We start from the raw sequence: 14,892 nt of genomic DNA on the forward strand, positions 1-14,892 counted from the left end.
TTCAGCCCTCGTGGCCCGGTGCTGGTGCGCCGGGAGCGTGCCCGCGTGGAGGGGCCCGTTGCTAGGCGGAGCGCGGGGGGGCCGCTCCGGGCAGGGCGGCTCCCTTCGCTACGCCGGGGATAGCCGCCTGCACCTTGGCCACAGGCGGGGCAGGCCGTGTGTGCCGCACGCGCTGGACGAGTGCGGTGTTCGCGGTGGCCCAGGCCTGCAGTTCGGCCAGCGGTCCTCGCAGTTCGCGTCCGGTGTCGGTCAAGATCCACGGGACGCGTGCGCCTTGGCGGACCAAGCCCGCGTCGACAGCTCTGGCGACCCGGCTGGCTTCGTACGGTGCATGGGGGTTGAGCAGCACGGTGACGGTGTTGGGGTCGCGCAGCAGGCCGAGGGTGGCTTCGACTCGGTTGACGAAGTCGCTTTGACCGCCGGGGTAGTCGTGTTGGCGGGCCCATCGGCCGAGCTGGTCGTACACGTCCGCAAGGCCAGCGCCCGCCTGCGTGAGCCTGAGCTGGCGCTCGCCGGTGCTGAGGGTCTCGCGGCGGAGGAGCCCACGGCGGCGCAGTCCGGCCACGGCCGTCTTCAAGACGTCGACCGGGATATCCGGGAACGTGGCCGGCAGGCTGCCTCGACGCCGGGCGACGGGCCCGTTGTCGTCGAGTTCAGTGATGATCCTCGTGGTCCACCGGTAGCTGAGAAGGGTCGCCGCACGCACGAGGGGTTCGGTCTCGGGGCTGGGCTGCGTCATCGGACGCGCCCTCCCATGGAGGACCCGGATCGGGGCCGGTCGGGGATCCCGTGGGAGAACAGGCCGAGGCGCTGCTGCGCCATGCTCTCCGGCGTGGCCACCGTCGATGCGGGCCGCTGGGAGAGCGAACTGTTCGCAGCCCACATGGCCGGGTGGCTGGGAGCGGAGGCGGGTACCCACAGCGGGTGCGGGGTGGCCTTGGCGCGGCCGGCGGCCCAGGTGGACAGGGCCTGGAAGGTGTTGGTGAGGGCTTCGCCCTGGCGGGAGAGCCGGTAGCTGCTGTGGCCGAGCCGGTCGACGAGGCCGTCCTCGACGAGCTGGCGCAGCGGCTGGTAGATCGGAGCTGTCGTGGTGGCGTGGTCGAGGACGACGTCGGCGAGCTCGCGGCCCGAGACGCTCGGCTGTGAGCGCAGGGCCCACAGCAGGGAGGTGGCGTACTTCGGCGTGATCAGCTTGAGGGTGTCCTCGGCGTTCTGGGCCGCGGGTATCCGCTCGGGCTCCAGTTCACCTGTGATCCGGTTGGGCTTCTTGATCTTGTCGAGGTGGGTGTCCCCGTAGGTTGCGAGGGCGGCGATGACCGTTCCCAGACTGCGTCCGCGTCCGGAAAGCTGGTAGGTGACGTGTCGGGCCGACTCCTCGTGCCGGTCGACGAGCCCGTCAGCGGTGAGTGTGGTCAGCCGGCCGGAGAGCTGGGCGTCGAAGAGCATCGGCAGCCGCGTCTTGATGTCGGTGTAGCGCAGAGGCTGTTCCCCGAGGGTCATCAGGGTCCACACGCTCCAGCGGGGGCTGAGCATGTCGAGAGCCTCGGTGACGCGGGAGAGGTCTTTCGCGATGGGGCGGGGCAGGCCTGGGGTAGCCACGGGAGGATCTCCTGAGCGTTTCGGATCAGTGGGTGCGTGAGGAAGTGCTGGACACGGCGCGGGCGGCCTTCGCGACGGGCGGGTGCACGGGCGGCTCGGTGCGGCGCAGTCCCTGCAGCACGGCGGCGAGGGTCTTGGCGTGCACCTCGTGCGCGGTCACTGCGCGGTGCAGCCTCTCGGCGCTGTCGCGGATGTGGCCGGCCTCGAAGGAGCCGATGTCGCGGTCTTCGCCCGTGTACGTGCGCAGGCGGTCCAGCTGGAAGTCGATGCTGCGTTCGGCGAAGACCAGGTCACCGTGGATGGTGAGGATGGCGCCGAGGAGGGTGGAGTCGGGACTCTGGGCGGCCGCTTGCTTGAGTTCGGTGAGCGGCTGGCCGAAGAGGGCTTCGATGCGGTTGCGGAGTTCGGACGAGGTCTGGTCGGACAGGTGGGTTCCTTCAGGGGTGTCGGGACCGGGCCGCTGGTGGGGCGGTGTTCGCCTTGGGGCTGGCCGTGGGGATGGCCTGGTGTCGGCGGGGGCCCGCGGCTTCTCGGCCGGGCATGCTGCGGAGCAGCCGGGTGAGGGCGGTGACGATCTCGGTGCGGGAGGTGAGTGCCGCCTTCATCCACTCGACGTCCGTGCGCAGGTCGCCGGCGTCGAGTTCGCTCTGGTCGCGGTCGGGCGCGGTGGCCTGGTGCAATCGGTCCCGCACGCGGTCCACGTGGGACTCGGCGACGGCGAGGAAGGAGCGCAGTTCCATCGCTCTAAACAGCGCGGGCCCTGCCTGGCCGGCGGTCGCCGTGCGGTGGAGCTCAGCAACCGGCCCGTTGAACGCGGATTCGATCGCCTGGTCCTGACTGCTGGGCCGCAAAGGCGTGTTCATCGTCCGATGGCCCGGCCGACGTTCGCAGGCGGGCGGGGTGGCAGCGCCGTGGGAACCTGCGAGGCGATCCGGGTCTGGGGGCGCTCTCCGCGCCAGACGTGGCGCGTGTTGGGTTCGAGGAGGTGGCGCAGGACCATGGCTCGGCCGTCTCTCGCGGCGACTGCGGTGTTGACCTGGTGGGCGATGGCCATCTGGGACGGGGTGAGTTCGCCGGGAGCGCGGCCGATGGCCGCGAGCAGGGTGTTCTCGGCCCGGTCCACCACGGTCTGGGCTTCGGCGGTCAGGCCGTACCAGTGGAGCACTTCGGTGGCGGGATGCACGCGGCCGGTAGCGGTCGCTACTCGACGGAGGTCATCGAGGGGCTGCTGAAATGCCGCCTCTATGCGCTGGGTGAGGACACTCATGACGTCGTCGGATGACACGTCTTCTCCTTTCGCAAATGCAGTAGCCGACCAGCAGACATGTTCCGCTTGCGGCCTTCTCTAAGCATCTGGAGAATCCGGGAATTCGATAAGCACGAAGAGCCTGATATAGGGCCGACGGCGGTACGCCGGATTACTGTCAGCGCCGACGAGCGAGGCCGGGCAGCGTGGGCTGAACCAGCGCCGGACGCAGGGCCGTTCGGGAGGCGAGGGGCGCCGGGCGAAGGGGTGCGTCCGGGCTGTCGATCCAGTCCATCGCGGCTTCGTAAGTGGGGAAGACGCCCTCGCGGAGGGTGTGGGTGAAGGCTTCCATGTCGGCAACTTCGTGCAGGACCCGGTAGGGGTGGGGATCCTTCTCGTCGAGGGCGCGCAGGACGACGACCACGACCGGCGCCGGCAGCGAGTCGTCGGTGTTGCTGTGCAGGAGGGCGAAGTGGTCTCCGTCCCCCATCAGCCGCTCCTGCAGCGCAGCCGTGCGCTTGTCAGCGGGCGCGGTCCCCATGCCTTTCGGGAGCCGGATTTCGTCGCGCGGGCATCCCCGGGAAATCAGCCAAGACTGCACCATCACCGGGAGCGGAAGGCTGGCGTATTCGAAGGTGAACGTCTTGGCTTGCAGGTTGCGGTCGATGTGGAGGGCGAGGAGCTGGGGAAGTCCGGGGATCCCCCAGGTGACGGATTCGTCGAACATCACGTGGTAGCTGTGGCGGCCGTCGGGCGTGTGATGCTCGGCCATCCGGCCCAGGTGGTCGAGGTTGGAGTCGATCGCGTCGTAGAAATCGTCGTCGACTGAGTCGTCGGCGGGTTCGAAGCCGTCGATTCTCAGGACGGGTTGGTGTTCGGGGTTCGGCACGTGCGTGCTTTCGGCAGTGGCTGGGTCAGGCCAGCGGGGAACGGGAAGGGGTCCGGGAGCCCGGCTGTGGGGGCAGATGCGTGCCAATGGCTGGGCGGCTGCCTGCGAGGACCGAGCGGCCGAGGTCGGTGACGGACACGGGCTGGCCGGCGTGCAAGGGGCGTGAGGTGTCGCGGGTGACGAGGCCGGCGTCCTCAAGGCGCTCGAAGTCGTACTGGGTGATCTTGGCTCCGGCTGCCGTCGCGACGGAGATGCGCCGGGTGATGAGGTTCTCGTGGAGCTTCGCGCCGCGGGCGATGGCGAGCAGCGCCGCGAAGTCCGGTGGCGAGATGTCGGGGCCCAAAGGCCGGGAAGGACGGGGAGCGTGCTGTTCCAGCGGTACGAGCAGGGTGAGGGCTTCACCGAGGAGCTGGTCGCGGGTCTCGACGGCTTCCTTCAGTTGGCCCAGCCCCCGGTCGATCCGGCCGAGTACGGCGCTGTCGATCTCGAACTGTCCGCTGGTCAGCCGCTGGAGCAGGACCCGGTTGAAGGTCAAGGTGGCCTGCGCATGGGCCAGGGCGCGGTGCGCGCGGACCAGCTGCGCGACGGGCTCAGTCAGCAGGTTGCTGTCGTCGAGGCGCCAGAGGGCTTCGATGGATTTCCCGGTGACGGTTTCGATGCGGTCATCGATGCCGGTCTGGTTCTTGGGGATGGGCATGAGGGTCCTGTCGGACGGGGTGGGGTGCGGCCGGCAGAGCAAGGAGTGAGAGCCGAAGCCGTACTTCGAGGTGGGCGCCGACGGGGTGCTCCGCGGTAGGACCGAGCTGCCGCAGGAGTGCCAGCATCGGCCGGTTGGACCGCTCGACGTACACGTGCAGCGTGAAGGCTCCTGCTGTCCGTGCACGGTCGGCGGCGGTCTGGATCAGGCGGGTCCCGATGCCGCGGCGGTGGTGCGGGTCGGCGACCTGAAGACCCAGGTCAACGGTGCCGGGTTCGCTCAGGACTGGCCCGGCGGATACGAGCCCGACAACTGCGCCGGCCTCGGTTGCCACCCAGCATTCCGAGAGTGCCGACAACCGCTCCCAGTCGCGCTGCCGAACCTGGGTGTGACCCCATCGGCTGTGCAGGGACTTCTCAGTGCACGCGCGGTGGAACGCTTCGATCAGTGGCCAGTCGTCTACCCCGGTCCGGCGGATCTGGAGCGGTTCGGCGTGCTGGGTGCTCAGTGCGCGCCGCTCCTCCGCGAGCACGCGGAAGCCTTCGCCTCGCAGGTGCAGCAGCAGGTCGCGCGGGTGCTCAAGGCCGCCAGAAGCGCGGTCAGGAGGGAGCAGACGCAGGTTGCGCTGGTAGTGCTCGCGATGTCGGCGCTGGCGGCCGACCGCGGGCAGGACGTGGAGGTACAGGGGACTGCGGCGGGACAGGCTCGGCTACTCAAAGAGAGGGACCTCTCGGGTGGAGGGAGACGGGAGACGTGGTGGCGGGCCGGCCGGTGGGCAGGCCTGCCGTGATGGGGTAGGGGTGGGCTGCGGTCTGCGGGGACCGCGCCCGGGCGGCGTGGGCCAGCGCGCTCAGGGGTCGGTGTTCGATGCCCAGGCGCTCGGCGACGACCTTGTAGATCTCGTACTGGGCGCGCGGCCTGAGGGCGACGACGAACACCTCGCTCCGGTGAGCCGACGTTTCCGGTGCGGTGCGCAGTCCGTAGACCATGCGCCACCGGGCCGAGTCGATGTAGATCTTCCGAAACCCGGCCAGAGCCCCGGTCAGTTCCGGTCCGTGACGCTGACCGGTGACGGCGTCCTGGAGGCGGGAGAGCGCCACATCGCGGACGTCGGCGGGCGCGGCGAGGAGGTCGTTCAGGGCCCGGGGGTCAAAGGACAGGCTGTACACGGGCTCGGCCGGGCCGGTCACGATGCCTCGGTCGGCACGGGCGCCTTCGGTCCGGGCAGCAGCCGGTGGGAGGGTCGGCTCGGATCGGTCATGCAAGCGGAGAGCGGGCCGCCTGGGGCACGCACCGCAGCCATGGTGTGGGTGAGGAAGTCGCGGTGCCACACGGCCGGACCTGACAGGCCCGCTTCGGGTTCCATGTGCTGCTGGTAGGCCATCCACAGGGCGTGGAGCCAGCCCACGACGTCGAGGTGTTCCTGCCACTGCTGGCACCAGGGCGTCGAGGTGGTGACCTCGGCGCCGTAGACGTCGAGGAGGACGTCCTGGACCCAGTCGGTGAGGGCGTCGAGCTCGGCCTCGTACTCCTCGCCGTCGAGGGCGAGGATGAAGCGCGGCTCGGGGGGCGGTTCCGGCATCGAGCGCGATCCCGGCATCGGCATGCCGGCGAACGGGGACATCCCCGGCAGTGGTTCGGCGGAGAGCGTGTCCAGGAGACGGGCCTGCTCGGCCGACTGGTCCATCAGCCGACGAACAGAGGCTTCTAGGTTGTCCAGCTCTGCGTCTGGCAGCCTGATCGGCTCCAACCGTCCCTGGTCGGGATCGGTGGATTCAGACATGGGGGTCCTCCTTGACGTCGCACAATGCGGGAAATGTGGTGCCGCTTCCAGCAGCCCGGGAATCCGCGGATTCGGAATTCACGGACCAGGTGATATGTCCGACCGGGGCAGGGAGACCCCTGCCCCGGGATCCGGTCATGCGGCGAGGATGAAGTCCTCGCGGGTGAGGGTCTGGTTGAGGGTTTCGGTAAGCCGGTCGGCCGCGATCCGGCTGTACTCGGCGGTCTTCTCCACGCCGATAAAGCTGCGGCCCTCCAGCAGAGCGGCGACTCCGGTGGAACCGCTGCCGGCGCAGAAGTCGAGGACAGTGCCCTTCTCGGGGCAGATCTTCACGAGCTCGCGCATGACGGAGACCGGCTTCTGCGTGATGTGCTGACGCTCCTTGCCCGAGGGCTGCGAGGCACTGTAGAAGCCGGGCAAATAGACCTCGTTCTGGGAGCCGTCCAGGGCGCCCTTGCTTCCCCAGATGACGAACTCCAGGTTCTGGGTGAAACGGCCCTTCTGGGGCCTGGCCTGCGGCTTGTGCCAGCCCAGGACGCCGCGCCACAACCAGCCGGCGGCCTGCAGGGCGTCGGTCGTGGTCGGCAGCTGCCGCCAGTCGGTGAACAGGAGCGCGGTGCCGCCCGGCTTCGTCAGGCGGTGGGCCTCGGTCATGATCTGCGTCAGCCAGAACGCGTAGGACCGCTGGTCCATGTTCTCGCCGGTGAAGTCCGGCAGAGCGTGCTTGGCGTCGTTGGAGGTGTACTTCTGCCGCGCCGTACGGGAGGTCCTCTCCTTCGCCGTCCGGCCGCCGCTGTTGTACGGCGGGTCGGTGATGACGGAGTCGACGCAGGCGTCGGGCAGGGTGGCGAGCACGCTGAGCGCATCGCCCTGGTGAAGGGAAAAGGGCAAGGGTGTACCGCGATTCTGGTTGGTGAAGGGGGAATCCCCAGCGCGACGGCGGCGTCACCTGGACGTCGTGGAGAGTGACGTCCGGGGGGAGCGGTGGCGGGGATATCGAAAAGGCTAGGGCACGATCCGGGAATGGCGATGGCCGCTCACGGCCATTTCGGTAAGTCCGGATCGGCGCCTAGAGTTTTGGATGTCCCGACCGGCACGGCCCGGTGGGACATCCCCTTCCCCGACTTCCGTGCCGGAGGCATGCCTTGATCCGAATCACCTAGCAGTGCGCCGGACCCGGTCGAGCGGCAACTCGACCGGATACGCCGGCCTCCCCGATCACCTACCGCCGGCCGTGGCGTCTTTCCGCTCCTCATCGCGCCACGGCCTGGCCCTCATCCAAGGACAACTCCCATGGCACACCCATGCCCTGAGGCAGCTGATGCCGCCGTCGACCAGCCCGTCCCCGCGCTGAGGCGGCCCGATTGAAGGCGCTGGCCGCCGTAATAGGCCTCGTCTGTCTCTCCCCGCTCCTCCTCGCAGCCACCGCAGCCGTAGCGGCGGCGGGCTCCGCCGGGCGCTCGACCACGTGCAACACAGGGTCGGGTACCGACGCGGCGGCCGTGGCCAAGGCCGTCGAGGCGATCCTCGGCAGCAACGGCTCTTCCAGCCAGGACGTACGCGTCGAAGGCCTGGAGCTTCCCGCCGAACAGATCCCCCACGCGAAGACGATCGTGGCGACCGGCATCTCCCTGCACGTCCCCGAGCGCGGCCAGGTCGTGGCGCTGGCCACCGCCATCCAGGAATCCCGCCTGCGGAATCTGGACTATGGCGACCGCGACAGCCTGGGTTTGTTCCAGCAGCGCCCCAGCCAGGGGTGGGGAACGCCCGAGCAGATCCGCGACCCCGTCTACGCGAGCACCAAGTTCTACAACGCGCTGCTCAAGGTGCCTGGTTGGGAGAGCCTGACCATCACCCAGGCCGCACAGAAGGTGCAGCTCAGCGGATTCCCCAACGCGTACGCCCAGTGGGAGCCGCTCGCCCGGGCCCTGCAGCAGGCCATCGTGAAAGTTCTGCCCGGCGGCGGAACCCCCGCCCCGGGGGGACAGCCCCCAGCTGGAGCCGGATGCAATGGCGGCGGAGACTTCGGGCAGATCCCCGAGGGCACAGTGCCCGAAGGGTACGAGATCCCCAAGGACGCGCCGGCCAAGGTCCAGACCGCGATCCGCTGGTCGATGGGTCAGCTCGGAACCATGTACCAGTGGGGCGGCACCTGCCTCGCCTCCCACGGCCCGGACCCGATGGGCCGGTGCGACTGCTCCAGCCTGACCCAGCAGTCCTACAACGCGGCCGGCATCACCCTCACCCGCACCACGTACACCCAGGTCAACGAAGGTTCCAGCGTGCCGGTTTCCGGCATCAAGCCGGGCGACCTGCTGTTCACCCGCCCCGGTCCGAACGGTCCCGAGCACGTGGCCATGGCCATCGGCTCCGCGAAGGGCACGGTCCTCGCGATCGAGGCCCCGCGGACAGGGAAGCCGGTCCGGATCGTCACCCAGGCCAGTCTCGGCGACATCATCGCCGTCCGGCGGATGGTCCCCGCTCCCTGACCGCCTGACGGCCGTCCTTCCCATCCGGCTTCCTCACCGGATTTCCCAGCGACCGTGCGCCGCCCGAACCGCGCGCCGCCCTCGCTTCCCCTCAGATCACGCCCCCGCACGAGGCCGAACTGCCCGTGCGTGCAAGGAGTTCAGCGCAGCCATGCCTTCGATCGACCGCATCATCTACCTCGCGTACGACCCGGGCGTCGCCCCCAAGGAAGGCGGCCTGCCGGGCCTGTCGGTCCTCAAGGACGTCGTCTCCTCCATCAACCTCTACGGCATCATCGCCGTGGTCGGCGCTCTCTCGGTCAGCCTCGCCGTCTGGGCCTGGGGCCACTTCACCGGCGGCCACAACAGCGAGGCCAACGGGAAGAAGGGCGCGCTGGTCAGCGCGGGCGCGGCCCTCGGCCTCGGTGCCGCCAACGGCGCCGTCGCCTTCTTCTCCACGCTCGGCACCCAGGTCAAGTAGTGGCGAAACGATCACGCAAACGCGCGCGCCCCCCTATGTACAGCCACGCAGGCCGCTGGCCGGCCAACAAGCGCATCACCTTCCTCGCCATCGGCCTGGCCGTCCTCCTCGCGCTGGCCGGACTCGCCGCCTGGTGGACCGGACGCTCCGAAACCGACCGGCCCGCCTCCCCCAGCCCTGCCGGCGCACCGCCGACCACGGCCCCGGCGCAGCCTCCGGCCGGCGGGACCGGCACGGTGGCCCCGCCTGCGAAGATCTCCGACCCGCTCGCGTACGGGAAGGCAGCGGCCCAGGTGCTGTGGACCTACGACACCCGCACCACCAGCCACCCCCAGCACCTCGCCGGTCTTCGCGGCTGGGTCACCCAGGAGACGAAGTACGCGGACTGGCCCGGAATCCAGGCCCAGATCCCCGACCCGGTCCTGTGGACCCGGATGCACGACAACGCCCAGCACGCCGAGGCCAACGTCACCGAGTCCCGCTTCCCCAGCAGCTTCAAGCAGGCGCTGGCCGAGGATCCCGCCGCGCTGACCACCGCGTACATCTACTTCGTCACCGTCACCGGCAAGCAGCAGATCAGTTGGAACGGCGGCGGCGCCGGGGCCGAAGACCGCTCGGTCACCCTCGCCGTCCAGTGCCGGCCAGGAGCCGACTGCTCCCTCGTCGCGATCTCGCCCCGGGTCCTGCCGTGATCCGCCCCGCTCCCTGAAAGGAGGCATCCCCCTATGGGGTTCTGTGACCTGCCCATGGCGAACAAGCTGTGCTCCGCTGCCGACCTCATCGACTTCGCCAACGACCCTGGCAAGGCGATCACCGAAGGCATCGGGAACTGGATCGCGAAATCGGTCGGAGAACTGGCGATGGCCTCAGCCGACCTCGCCGTCGATGGCATCACCGCCACCACCAAGATCGACCTCAACGCCACGTGGTTCAAGGACAACTACGAAACGCTGCTGCCCATCGGTCTGGTCATGCTCGTGGCGACCATGTGCGCTCAGCTGGTGCGTGCCGCGATCAAGCGGGACGGCCAGGCCCTGACCCAGGCGTTCACCGGCACCTTCGTGGGCGTGCTCTTCTCGTTCAGCGCCATTGCCCTGACCACGGTCGCGATCGAGGTCGTCGACGCCCTCTCGGACGGGCTCTTCGCGGCGGCCGGCACCTCGATGGAGGAAGCCGTCCGGCGCAGCATCAAGGCCTCCGTCATCGGCGGCGTGGCCGGGCTCGGCTGGATGGTGCCCGCGTTCGTCGGGATCGGCACAGCCATCGGCGCATTTATGTTCTGGTGCGTGATGCTGATGCGCAAGGTCGGCATCCTGGTCATGGTCACGCTGGCGGTCTTCGCCGGTGCCGGCGGCGGCTGGGAGGTCGCACGCCGTTGGCGGCGCGGCTGGATCGAGGCCACCGCAACCCTCGTCGTCTCCAAGCTCCTGATGACCGTCATCTTCATCCTCGGCATCTCCGCCCTCGGCGACACCGAGGGCAAGGACGGCACCCAGGCCCTGGCCGACGTCATGGCCGGCATCGTCATCATGTGCCTGGTCCTCCTCGCCCCGTACGCGACGTTCAAGTTCGTGCACTGGGCCGCCGAAGGCACCGACGGCGAATCGATTCACCGCGCCGGTGGAGCCGGTGCACAGGTTGCCCGTCAGCACACGGAGCAGGCGGCCCGCAAGGTCGCGACCATGGCCGCGACAGGCGGTGCCGGTGGAGCGGCAGCAGGATCAGCCGCTCCGCAGGGTCCCGACTCGCTCGCCAGCGGCGGGTTCCCCGGCGATGTCGCCTCCCAGTCGAGCGGTGGCGGCGGGCAGAAGCAGGGCTCCCAGGAGGGCGGCAGCATGTCGCCCGCGATGGGCGCGCTGACCAAGGCGGTCCAGCCTCCGCCGACCGGCCCGCAGCAGGACACCAGCGGACAGCCCGGCGGCCCCTCCGGCCAACCGTCCGGCGACGGTTCCCCCAGCAGCCCGGACTCGGGCGGCGCCCAGTGGTCGAGCCGCGGCACCGGTTCCCCGCCGCCGCAGGGAGCCTCCCCGTCGGCCGACGCAGGCCAGGCAACCGGACCGGCGGCCCCGACGCCGCCTCCCGCCGGCAACTGATCCCCATCCGCTGACGGCAGGAAGCCCCGTGGGACGCGCCGCGCCCGCTCCGGCGCGTCCCACGGACCCACCCCAGCCTCCCGCCCGTACCTGAACGGCCCTTCCCTTGTCAGACCTGACCCTCTCCCCCATGACGGTGAAGTTCCCCATCCGCTCCCGTCGCGGCATCCTCCTCGGCCTCACCCTCCCCCAACTGGTCCTCGTCTCGATCACCCTCGCGCTGCTCCTCGCGACCGTCGTGACCTCCGGCCTGCTCGGCGCCCTCACCCTGACCCCGCTCTGGGCTGCCATCGCCACCCTCACCTTCGTACGCCGCGAAGGCAGGTCCCTGATCGACTGGGCGCCGATCATCGTCCGCTACGCACAGCGCCGCCGCACCGGACAGACCATGTGGCTGGCCCGCGCGGTCTCCCGGCCCCGGGTCGACGGACTGCTCCACCTTCCAGGCACCACCGCTGCGCTTCGCGTTGTCACACCGGACGGCTCCCAGGCCGCCGCCGTCCACGACCCCCAGCAGCAGACCCTGACCGCGGTCGCCCGCGTCACCTCCCGGGCGTTCGCGCTGCTCGACCCGGGCACCCAGAACGCGAACGTCGCAAACTGGGGCCGGGCGCTGGCGAGCATCGCCCGCACCGGGCACGTCGCCACCGTCCAGGTCCTGGAGCGCACGGTGCCCGACTCCGGAGACGAGCTGGCCCGTCACTGGGCCCAGCACGGCAACGCCCAGACCCCCGTCGCCGGCCAGGTGTACTCGGAGCTGCTGGCCTCCGCCGGACCGGCCGCCGCCCCGCACGAGGCGTACATCGCGATCTCCCTGGACCTCAAGGCCGCCAAGCGCCTCATCTCCCAGGCCGGCGGCGGACTCGCCGGAGCCTTCACCGTCATGGCCACGACCACCAGCTCGGTCTCCCAGGCCGCCCGCTCCTCCGGCCTGACCGTCACGGGCTGGCTGACCGCCCGCGAGATCTCGGCCGTGATCCGCACCGCGTACGACCCGAAGGCCATGTCCGCGCTGCAGCAGTGGTCTCCCAACGGCCGCGCCGAGGCGGACCCGGCCGCCGCCGGTCCCGTGGTCCAGATCGAGGAGAGCGACCGGCTCGCCACCGACTCCGCCCGCCACGCCACCTACTGGGTGGAGGCCTGGCCGCGGACCGAGACGGGCGCCGGCTTCCTCCACGGCCTCCTCTTCAGCGCCGGTGTCCGGCGCAGCTTCTCCCTTATATACGCACCGCAGGCCCTGACGGCCGCCCTGCGCGATGTCCAGCGCCGCAAAGCGACGATCATCGCCGACGTGGCCGAGCGCCGGCGCAAGGGCATGGTCGACAGCGAAGAGGACAACGTCGAGTACACCGACGTCAAAACCCGTGAGCGCCAGCTGATCGCCGGCCACGCCGACGTCGCTCTCACCGGCCTGATCACCGTCAGCGCCGAGACCGACGCCCTCCTCGACGCGGCCTGCGCACAGATCGAGACCGCCGCTGTGACCGCCCAAGTCGACCTGCGCCGACTCCTGTTCCAGCAGCCCGACGCCTTCGCCCTCGCCGCGCTGCCCCTGGCCCGCGCCGCCCTCTAGCCGCGCCGCACCATCCCTGCCCCGCAGGAAGGACTCCGTGACACCCCCCACCCCGCTCCCCGACTCACACCCCTACCTGCGCGCTGCCACCGCTGGCATCCGCCACCACACCCGCAGCCTCAACCCCGGTATATCGACGCCCACCGACCGGGTCCATCTCGACACCGTGCACGCCCACCTCACCGCGCTCCACCACCTCCTCGACCAGCTCACCGACACCACCCGCACCACCTGGCCGACCGCCGGCCGTCACCTCGCCGCCGCCCACACCCGCCTGTGGCAGGCCGCAGCCGAAGTCCACGACGCCTTCCACACCCTCCCGGCAACAACCACCACAGCACCCGGAGCTGCTGAGGAGTGCGATCCGAACCGGCTTCCCGAAGGCCCGCCCGTGCTGACCATCTGCCAGCGCCACCTCACCGCCGGCCACGCCATCCGGCGCAAGACCACCCCCGCCGACCTGCGCGGCCACGTCACCCACTGCGGGCGATGAACACCCCCGCCCTCACGAGATCAGGCCGCCACCGATGACCCACCGGCCCGCACGCCGCGCCCGACGCGCCAGCGCATCCCCCCTGTTCACCCCCCACGGCACCGACCGCGCCACCCGCCGGGCCGCACGGCGCCAGCTCGCCGAAGCCCAGGCCAAGGCCCGCGACACGGCCGCCTCACTCCCCGGCGGACACCTGCCGACCGAAGCCGAGATGCCGCTGCCGCTGTACCCGCCCTCGGGCCGGCCCGGCCCCGCCTCCGCCCGCGGCAACAAGCTGCGGCTGCCCGCACACCGCATGACCACCGCCACCGCGAGCGGCGCGTACCCCTTCCTCGCCGAGGGCGGTCTCGGCGCGGACGGGGTCTACATCGGCCGCGACGTGCATGCTGAGGCGTCCTTCACGTTCGACCCCTTTTCCCTGTACGGGAAGATCGAAGGCTTCACCAACCCGAACGTGCTGCTCGCCGGGGTCATCGGCCAGGGCAAGAGCGCCCTCGCGAAGTCCTTCGCGCTCCGCAGCGTCGCCTTCGGCTACAAGGTGTACGTCCCCTGCGACCCGAAGGGCGAGTGGACACCGGTCGCCACCGCCCTCGGCGGGACCTCCATCGCCCTCGGCCCGGGCCTGCCCGGCAAGCTGAACCCGCTCGACGCCGCGCCCCGCCCGAACAGCGTCACGGAAGCGGACTGGGCCGGCGAGATCCGCAAGCGGCGACTCCTGCTCCTCGGCTCCCTGGCCCGCACCGTCCTCGGGCGAGATCTCCAGCCGATGGAGCACACCGCGCTGGACGTCGCCCTCGACGCCGTCGTCCAGGCCGCCACCGCTGCCGGGCGCACCCCTCTGCTCGGCGACATCGCCCACACCCTGAACCAGCCCAACCTCCTCGACCAGGCCGCCGGCACCATGTCCGGCCACCTCGGCGACGCCGCCCGCGACCTCGCGCACGCACTGCGACGCATGGTGCACGGAGACCTGAGCGGCATGTTCGACGCCCAGTCGACCATCCGCTTCGACCCCAACAGCCCGATGCTCACCATCGACCTCTCACGGCTGGGCGGATCCGGCGACGACACCGCCCTCGTACTGGCGATGACCTGCGCATCGGCCTGGATGGAGTCCGCGCTCACCGACCCGGGCGGAGGCCGCCGCTGGGTCGTCTACGACGAGGCCTGGAGACTGATGCGCCACGCCGGCCTCCTGGAGCGCATGCAGGCCCAGTGGAAGCTGAGCCGTGGCCTTGGTATCGCCAACTTGATGGTCATCCATCGGCTGTCGGACCTGCTCACCGCAGGCGATGTCGGCTCCCGAGGCCGTGCCCTCGCCGAGGGTCTCCTCGCCGACTGCTCCACCCGCATCATCTACCGCCAGGAGAACGACCAGCTCGCCGCAGCCGCTGGACTCCTCGGCCTCACCAGCGTCGAGACGCAGGCCATCTCCCACCTGAACCGGGGCCGCGGCCTGTGGCGGGTCGCCGGACGGTCCTTCATCGTCCAGCACCTCCTCCATCCCCACGAAGCTGCCCTCTTCGACACAGATGCCCGGATGCACTAGCTATCCGGCCCAGCCACGAAC

The 14,892-nt window shown here is 70.4% G+C and carries 18 protein-coding genes; 7 read left to right on the plus strand and 11 right to left on the minus strand.

Features of this window, described 5'->3' with window-relative positions; all coding sequences use genetic code 11:
* Positions 1 to 61 precede the first annotated feature (61 nt).
* The 11 genes from OG389_RS05040 to OG389_RS05085 form a co-directional block, all read right to left on the minus strand.
* Complete coding sequence (locus OG389_RS05040; RefSeq protein ID WP_328297250.1) at positions 62 to 739, minus strand: winged helix-turn-helix transcriptional regulator; 678 nt, start codon at positions 737 to 739, stop codon at positions 62 to 64.
* The gene (locus OG389_RS05045) at positions 736 to 1,599 is read right to left on the minus strand and encodes a winged helix-turn-helix transcriptional regulator (RefSeq protein ID WP_328297251.1); all 864 of its coding nucleotides are present in this window, start codon (positions 1,597 to 1,599) and stop codon (positions 736 to 738) included. Before OG389_RS05045 ends, OG389_RS05040 begins: the two co-directional genes overlap by 4 nt.
* 25 nt (positions 1,600 to 1,624) lie before the next feature.
* Positions 1,625 to 1,759, minus strand: coding sequence for a hypothetical protein (locus OG389_RS05050; protein ID WP_328297252.1), 135 nt, complete (start codon positions 1,757 to 1,759; stop codon positions 1,625 to 1,627).
* A gap of 277 nt (positions 1,760 to 2,036) precedes the next feature.
* Complete coding sequence (locus OG389_RS05055; RefSeq protein WP_328297253.1) at positions 2,037 to 2,462, minus strand: hypothetical protein; 426 nt, start codon at positions 2,460 to 2,462, stop codon at positions 2,037 to 2,039.
* Complete coding sequence (locus tag OG389_RS05060; RefSeq protein WP_328297254.1) at positions 2,459 to 2,884, minus strand: hypothetical protein; 426 nt, start codon at positions 2,882 to 2,884, stop codon at positions 2,459 to 2,461. Before OG389_RS05060 ends, OG389_RS05055 begins: the two co-directional genes overlap by 4 nt.
* Before the next feature lie 139 nt (positions 2,885 to 3,023).
* On the minus strand, positions 3,024 to 3,734 hold the full coding sequence (locus OG389_RS05065) for a hypothetical protein (RefSeq protein ID WP_328297255.1): 711 nt from the start codon (positions 3,732 to 3,734) through the stop codon (positions 3,024 to 3,026).
* Between the two features lie 25 nt (positions 3,735 to 3,759).
* Positions 3,760 to 4,431: a hypothetical protein gene (locus OG389_RS05070; RefSeq protein WP_328297256.1), complete on the minus strand. Its 672-nt coding sequence runs from the start codon at positions 4,429 to 4,431 to the stop codon at positions 3,760 to 3,762.
* Complete coding sequence (locus OG389_RS36705) at positions 4,397 to 4,963, minus strand: GNAT family N-acetyltransferase (RefSeq protein ID WP_443059206.1); 567 nt, start codon at positions 4,961 to 4,963, stop codon at positions 4,397 to 4,399. Before OG389_RS36705 ends, OG389_RS05070 begins: the two co-directional genes overlap by 35 nt.
* A gap of 181 nt (positions 4,964 to 5,144) precedes the next feature.
* Positions 5,145 to 5,621 carry a hypothetical protein gene (locus OG389_RS05075; protein WP_328297257.1) on the minus strand — a complete coding sequence of 159 codons (477 nt, stop codon included), beginning with the start codon at positions 5,619 to 5,621 and terminating at the stop codon, positions 5,145 to 5,147.
* On the minus strand, positions 5,618 to 6,214 hold the full coding sequence (locus OG389_RS05080) for a DUF4913 domain-containing protein (RefSeq protein WP_328297258.1): 597 nt from the start codon (positions 6,212 to 6,214) through the stop codon (positions 5,618 to 5,620). Before OG389_RS05080 ends, OG389_RS05075 begins: the two co-directional genes overlap by 4 nt.
* Before the next feature lie 135 nt (positions 6,215 to 6,349).
* On the minus strand, positions 6,350 to 7,105 hold the full coding sequence (locus tag OG389_RS05085) for a DNA-methyltransferase (RefSeq protein ID WP_328297259.1): 756 nt from the start codon (positions 7,103 to 7,105) through the stop codon (positions 6,350 to 6,352).
* A 473-nt stretch (positions 7,106 to 7,578) separates the two neighbouring features.
* Here OG389_RS05085 and OG389_RS05090 point away from each other — a divergent pair, with 473 nt between their 5' ends.
* The 7 genes from OG389_RS05090 to OG389_RS05120 all read left to right on the plus strand — a co-directional run bounded on the left by OG389_RS05090 (position 7,579) and on the right by OG389_RS05120 (position 14,871).
* A complete protein-coding gene (locus OG389_RS05090) occupies positions 7,579 to 8,703 on the plus strand; it encodes a C40 family peptidase (RefSeq protein WP_328297260.1) in 1,125 nt (374 codons plus the stop codon).
* Between the two features lie 151 nt (positions 8,704 to 8,854).
* Positions 8,855 to 9,163: a DUF6112 family protein gene (locus tag OG389_RS05095; RefSeq protein WP_267039851.1), complete on the plus strand. Its 309-nt coding sequence runs from the start codon at positions 8,855 to 8,857 to the stop codon at positions 9,161 to 9,163.
* A 35-nt stretch (positions 9,164 to 9,198) separates the two neighbouring features.
* Entirely contained in the window at positions 9,199 to 9,855 is a 657-nt protein-coding gene (locus OG389_RS05100; protein ID WP_328297261.1) for a hypothetical protein, read from the plus strand.
* A gap of 33 nt (positions 9,856 to 9,888) precedes the next feature.
* Entirely contained in the window at positions 9,889 to 11,256 is a 1,368-nt protein-coding gene (locus OG389_RS05105; protein ID WP_328297262.1) for an SCO6881 family protein, read from the plus strand.
* A 130-nt stretch (positions 11,257 to 11,386) separates the two neighbouring features.
* Entirely contained in the window at positions 11,387 to 12,829 is a 1,443-nt protein-coding gene (locus OG389_RS05110; RefSeq protein WP_443059207.1) for an SCO6880 family protein, read from the plus strand.
* Between the two features lie 37 nt (positions 12,830 to 12,866).
* A complete protein-coding gene (locus tag OG389_RS05115; RefSeq protein WP_328297264.1) occupies positions 12,867 to 13,322 on the plus strand; it encodes a DUF6238 family protein in 456 nt (151 codons plus the stop codon).
* A gap of 34 nt (positions 13,323 to 13,356) precedes the next feature.
* Positions 13,357 to 14,871, plus strand: a complete 1,515-nt coding sequence (locus OG389_RS05120) for an ATP-binding protein (RefSeq protein WP_328297265.1) — start codon at positions 13,357 to 13,359, stop codon at positions 14,869 to 14,871.
* Positions 14,872 to 14,892: the final 21 nt, after the last annotated feature.

The sequence above is a fragment of the Streptomyces sp. NBC_00435 genome (genome assembly GCF_036014235.1).
Lineage (GTDB): Bacteria > Actinomycetota > Actinomycetes > Streptomycetales > Streptomycetaceae > Streptomyces.

Excerpts from the sequence above, each read along its gene's own strand:
- OG389_RS05040 (WP_328297250.1), bottom strand. The coding sequence starts at position 739 with ATGACGCAGCCCAGCCCCGAGACCGAACCCCTCGTGCGTGCGGCGACC.
- OG389_RS05055 (WP_328297253.1), bottom strand. The coding sequence starts at position 2,462 with ATGAACACGCCTTTGCGGCCCAGCAGTCAGGACCAGGCGATCGAATCC.
- OG389_RS05070 (WP_328297256.1), bottom strand. The coding sequence starts at position 4,431 with ATGCCCATCCCCAAGAACCAGACCGGCATCGATGACCGCATCGAAACC.
- OG389_RS05080 (WP_328297258.1), bottom strand. The coding sequence starts at position 6,214 with ATGTCTGAATCCACCGATCCCGACCAGGGACGGTTGGAGCCGATCAGG.
- OG389_RS05095 (WP_267039851.1), top strand. The coding sequence starts at position 8,855 with ATGCCTTCGATCGACCGCATCATCTACCTCGCGTACGACCCGGGCGTC.
- OG389_RS05100 (WP_328297261.1), top strand. The coding sequence starts at position 9,199 with ATGTACAGCCACGCAGGCCGCTGGCCGGCCAACAAGCGCATCACCTTC.
- OG389_RS05105 (WP_328297262.1), top strand. The coding sequence starts at position 9,889 with ATGGGGTTCTGTGACCTGCCCATGGCGAACAAGCTGTGCTCCGCTGCC.
- OG389_RS05110 (WP_443059207.1), top strand. The coding sequence starts at position 11,387 with ATGACGGTGAAGTTCCCCATCCGCTCCCGTCGCGGCATCCTCCTCGGC.
- OG389_RS05120 (WP_328297265.1), top strand. The coding sequence starts at position 13,357 with ATGACCCACCGGCCCGCACGCCGCGCCCGACGCGCCAGCGCATCCCCC.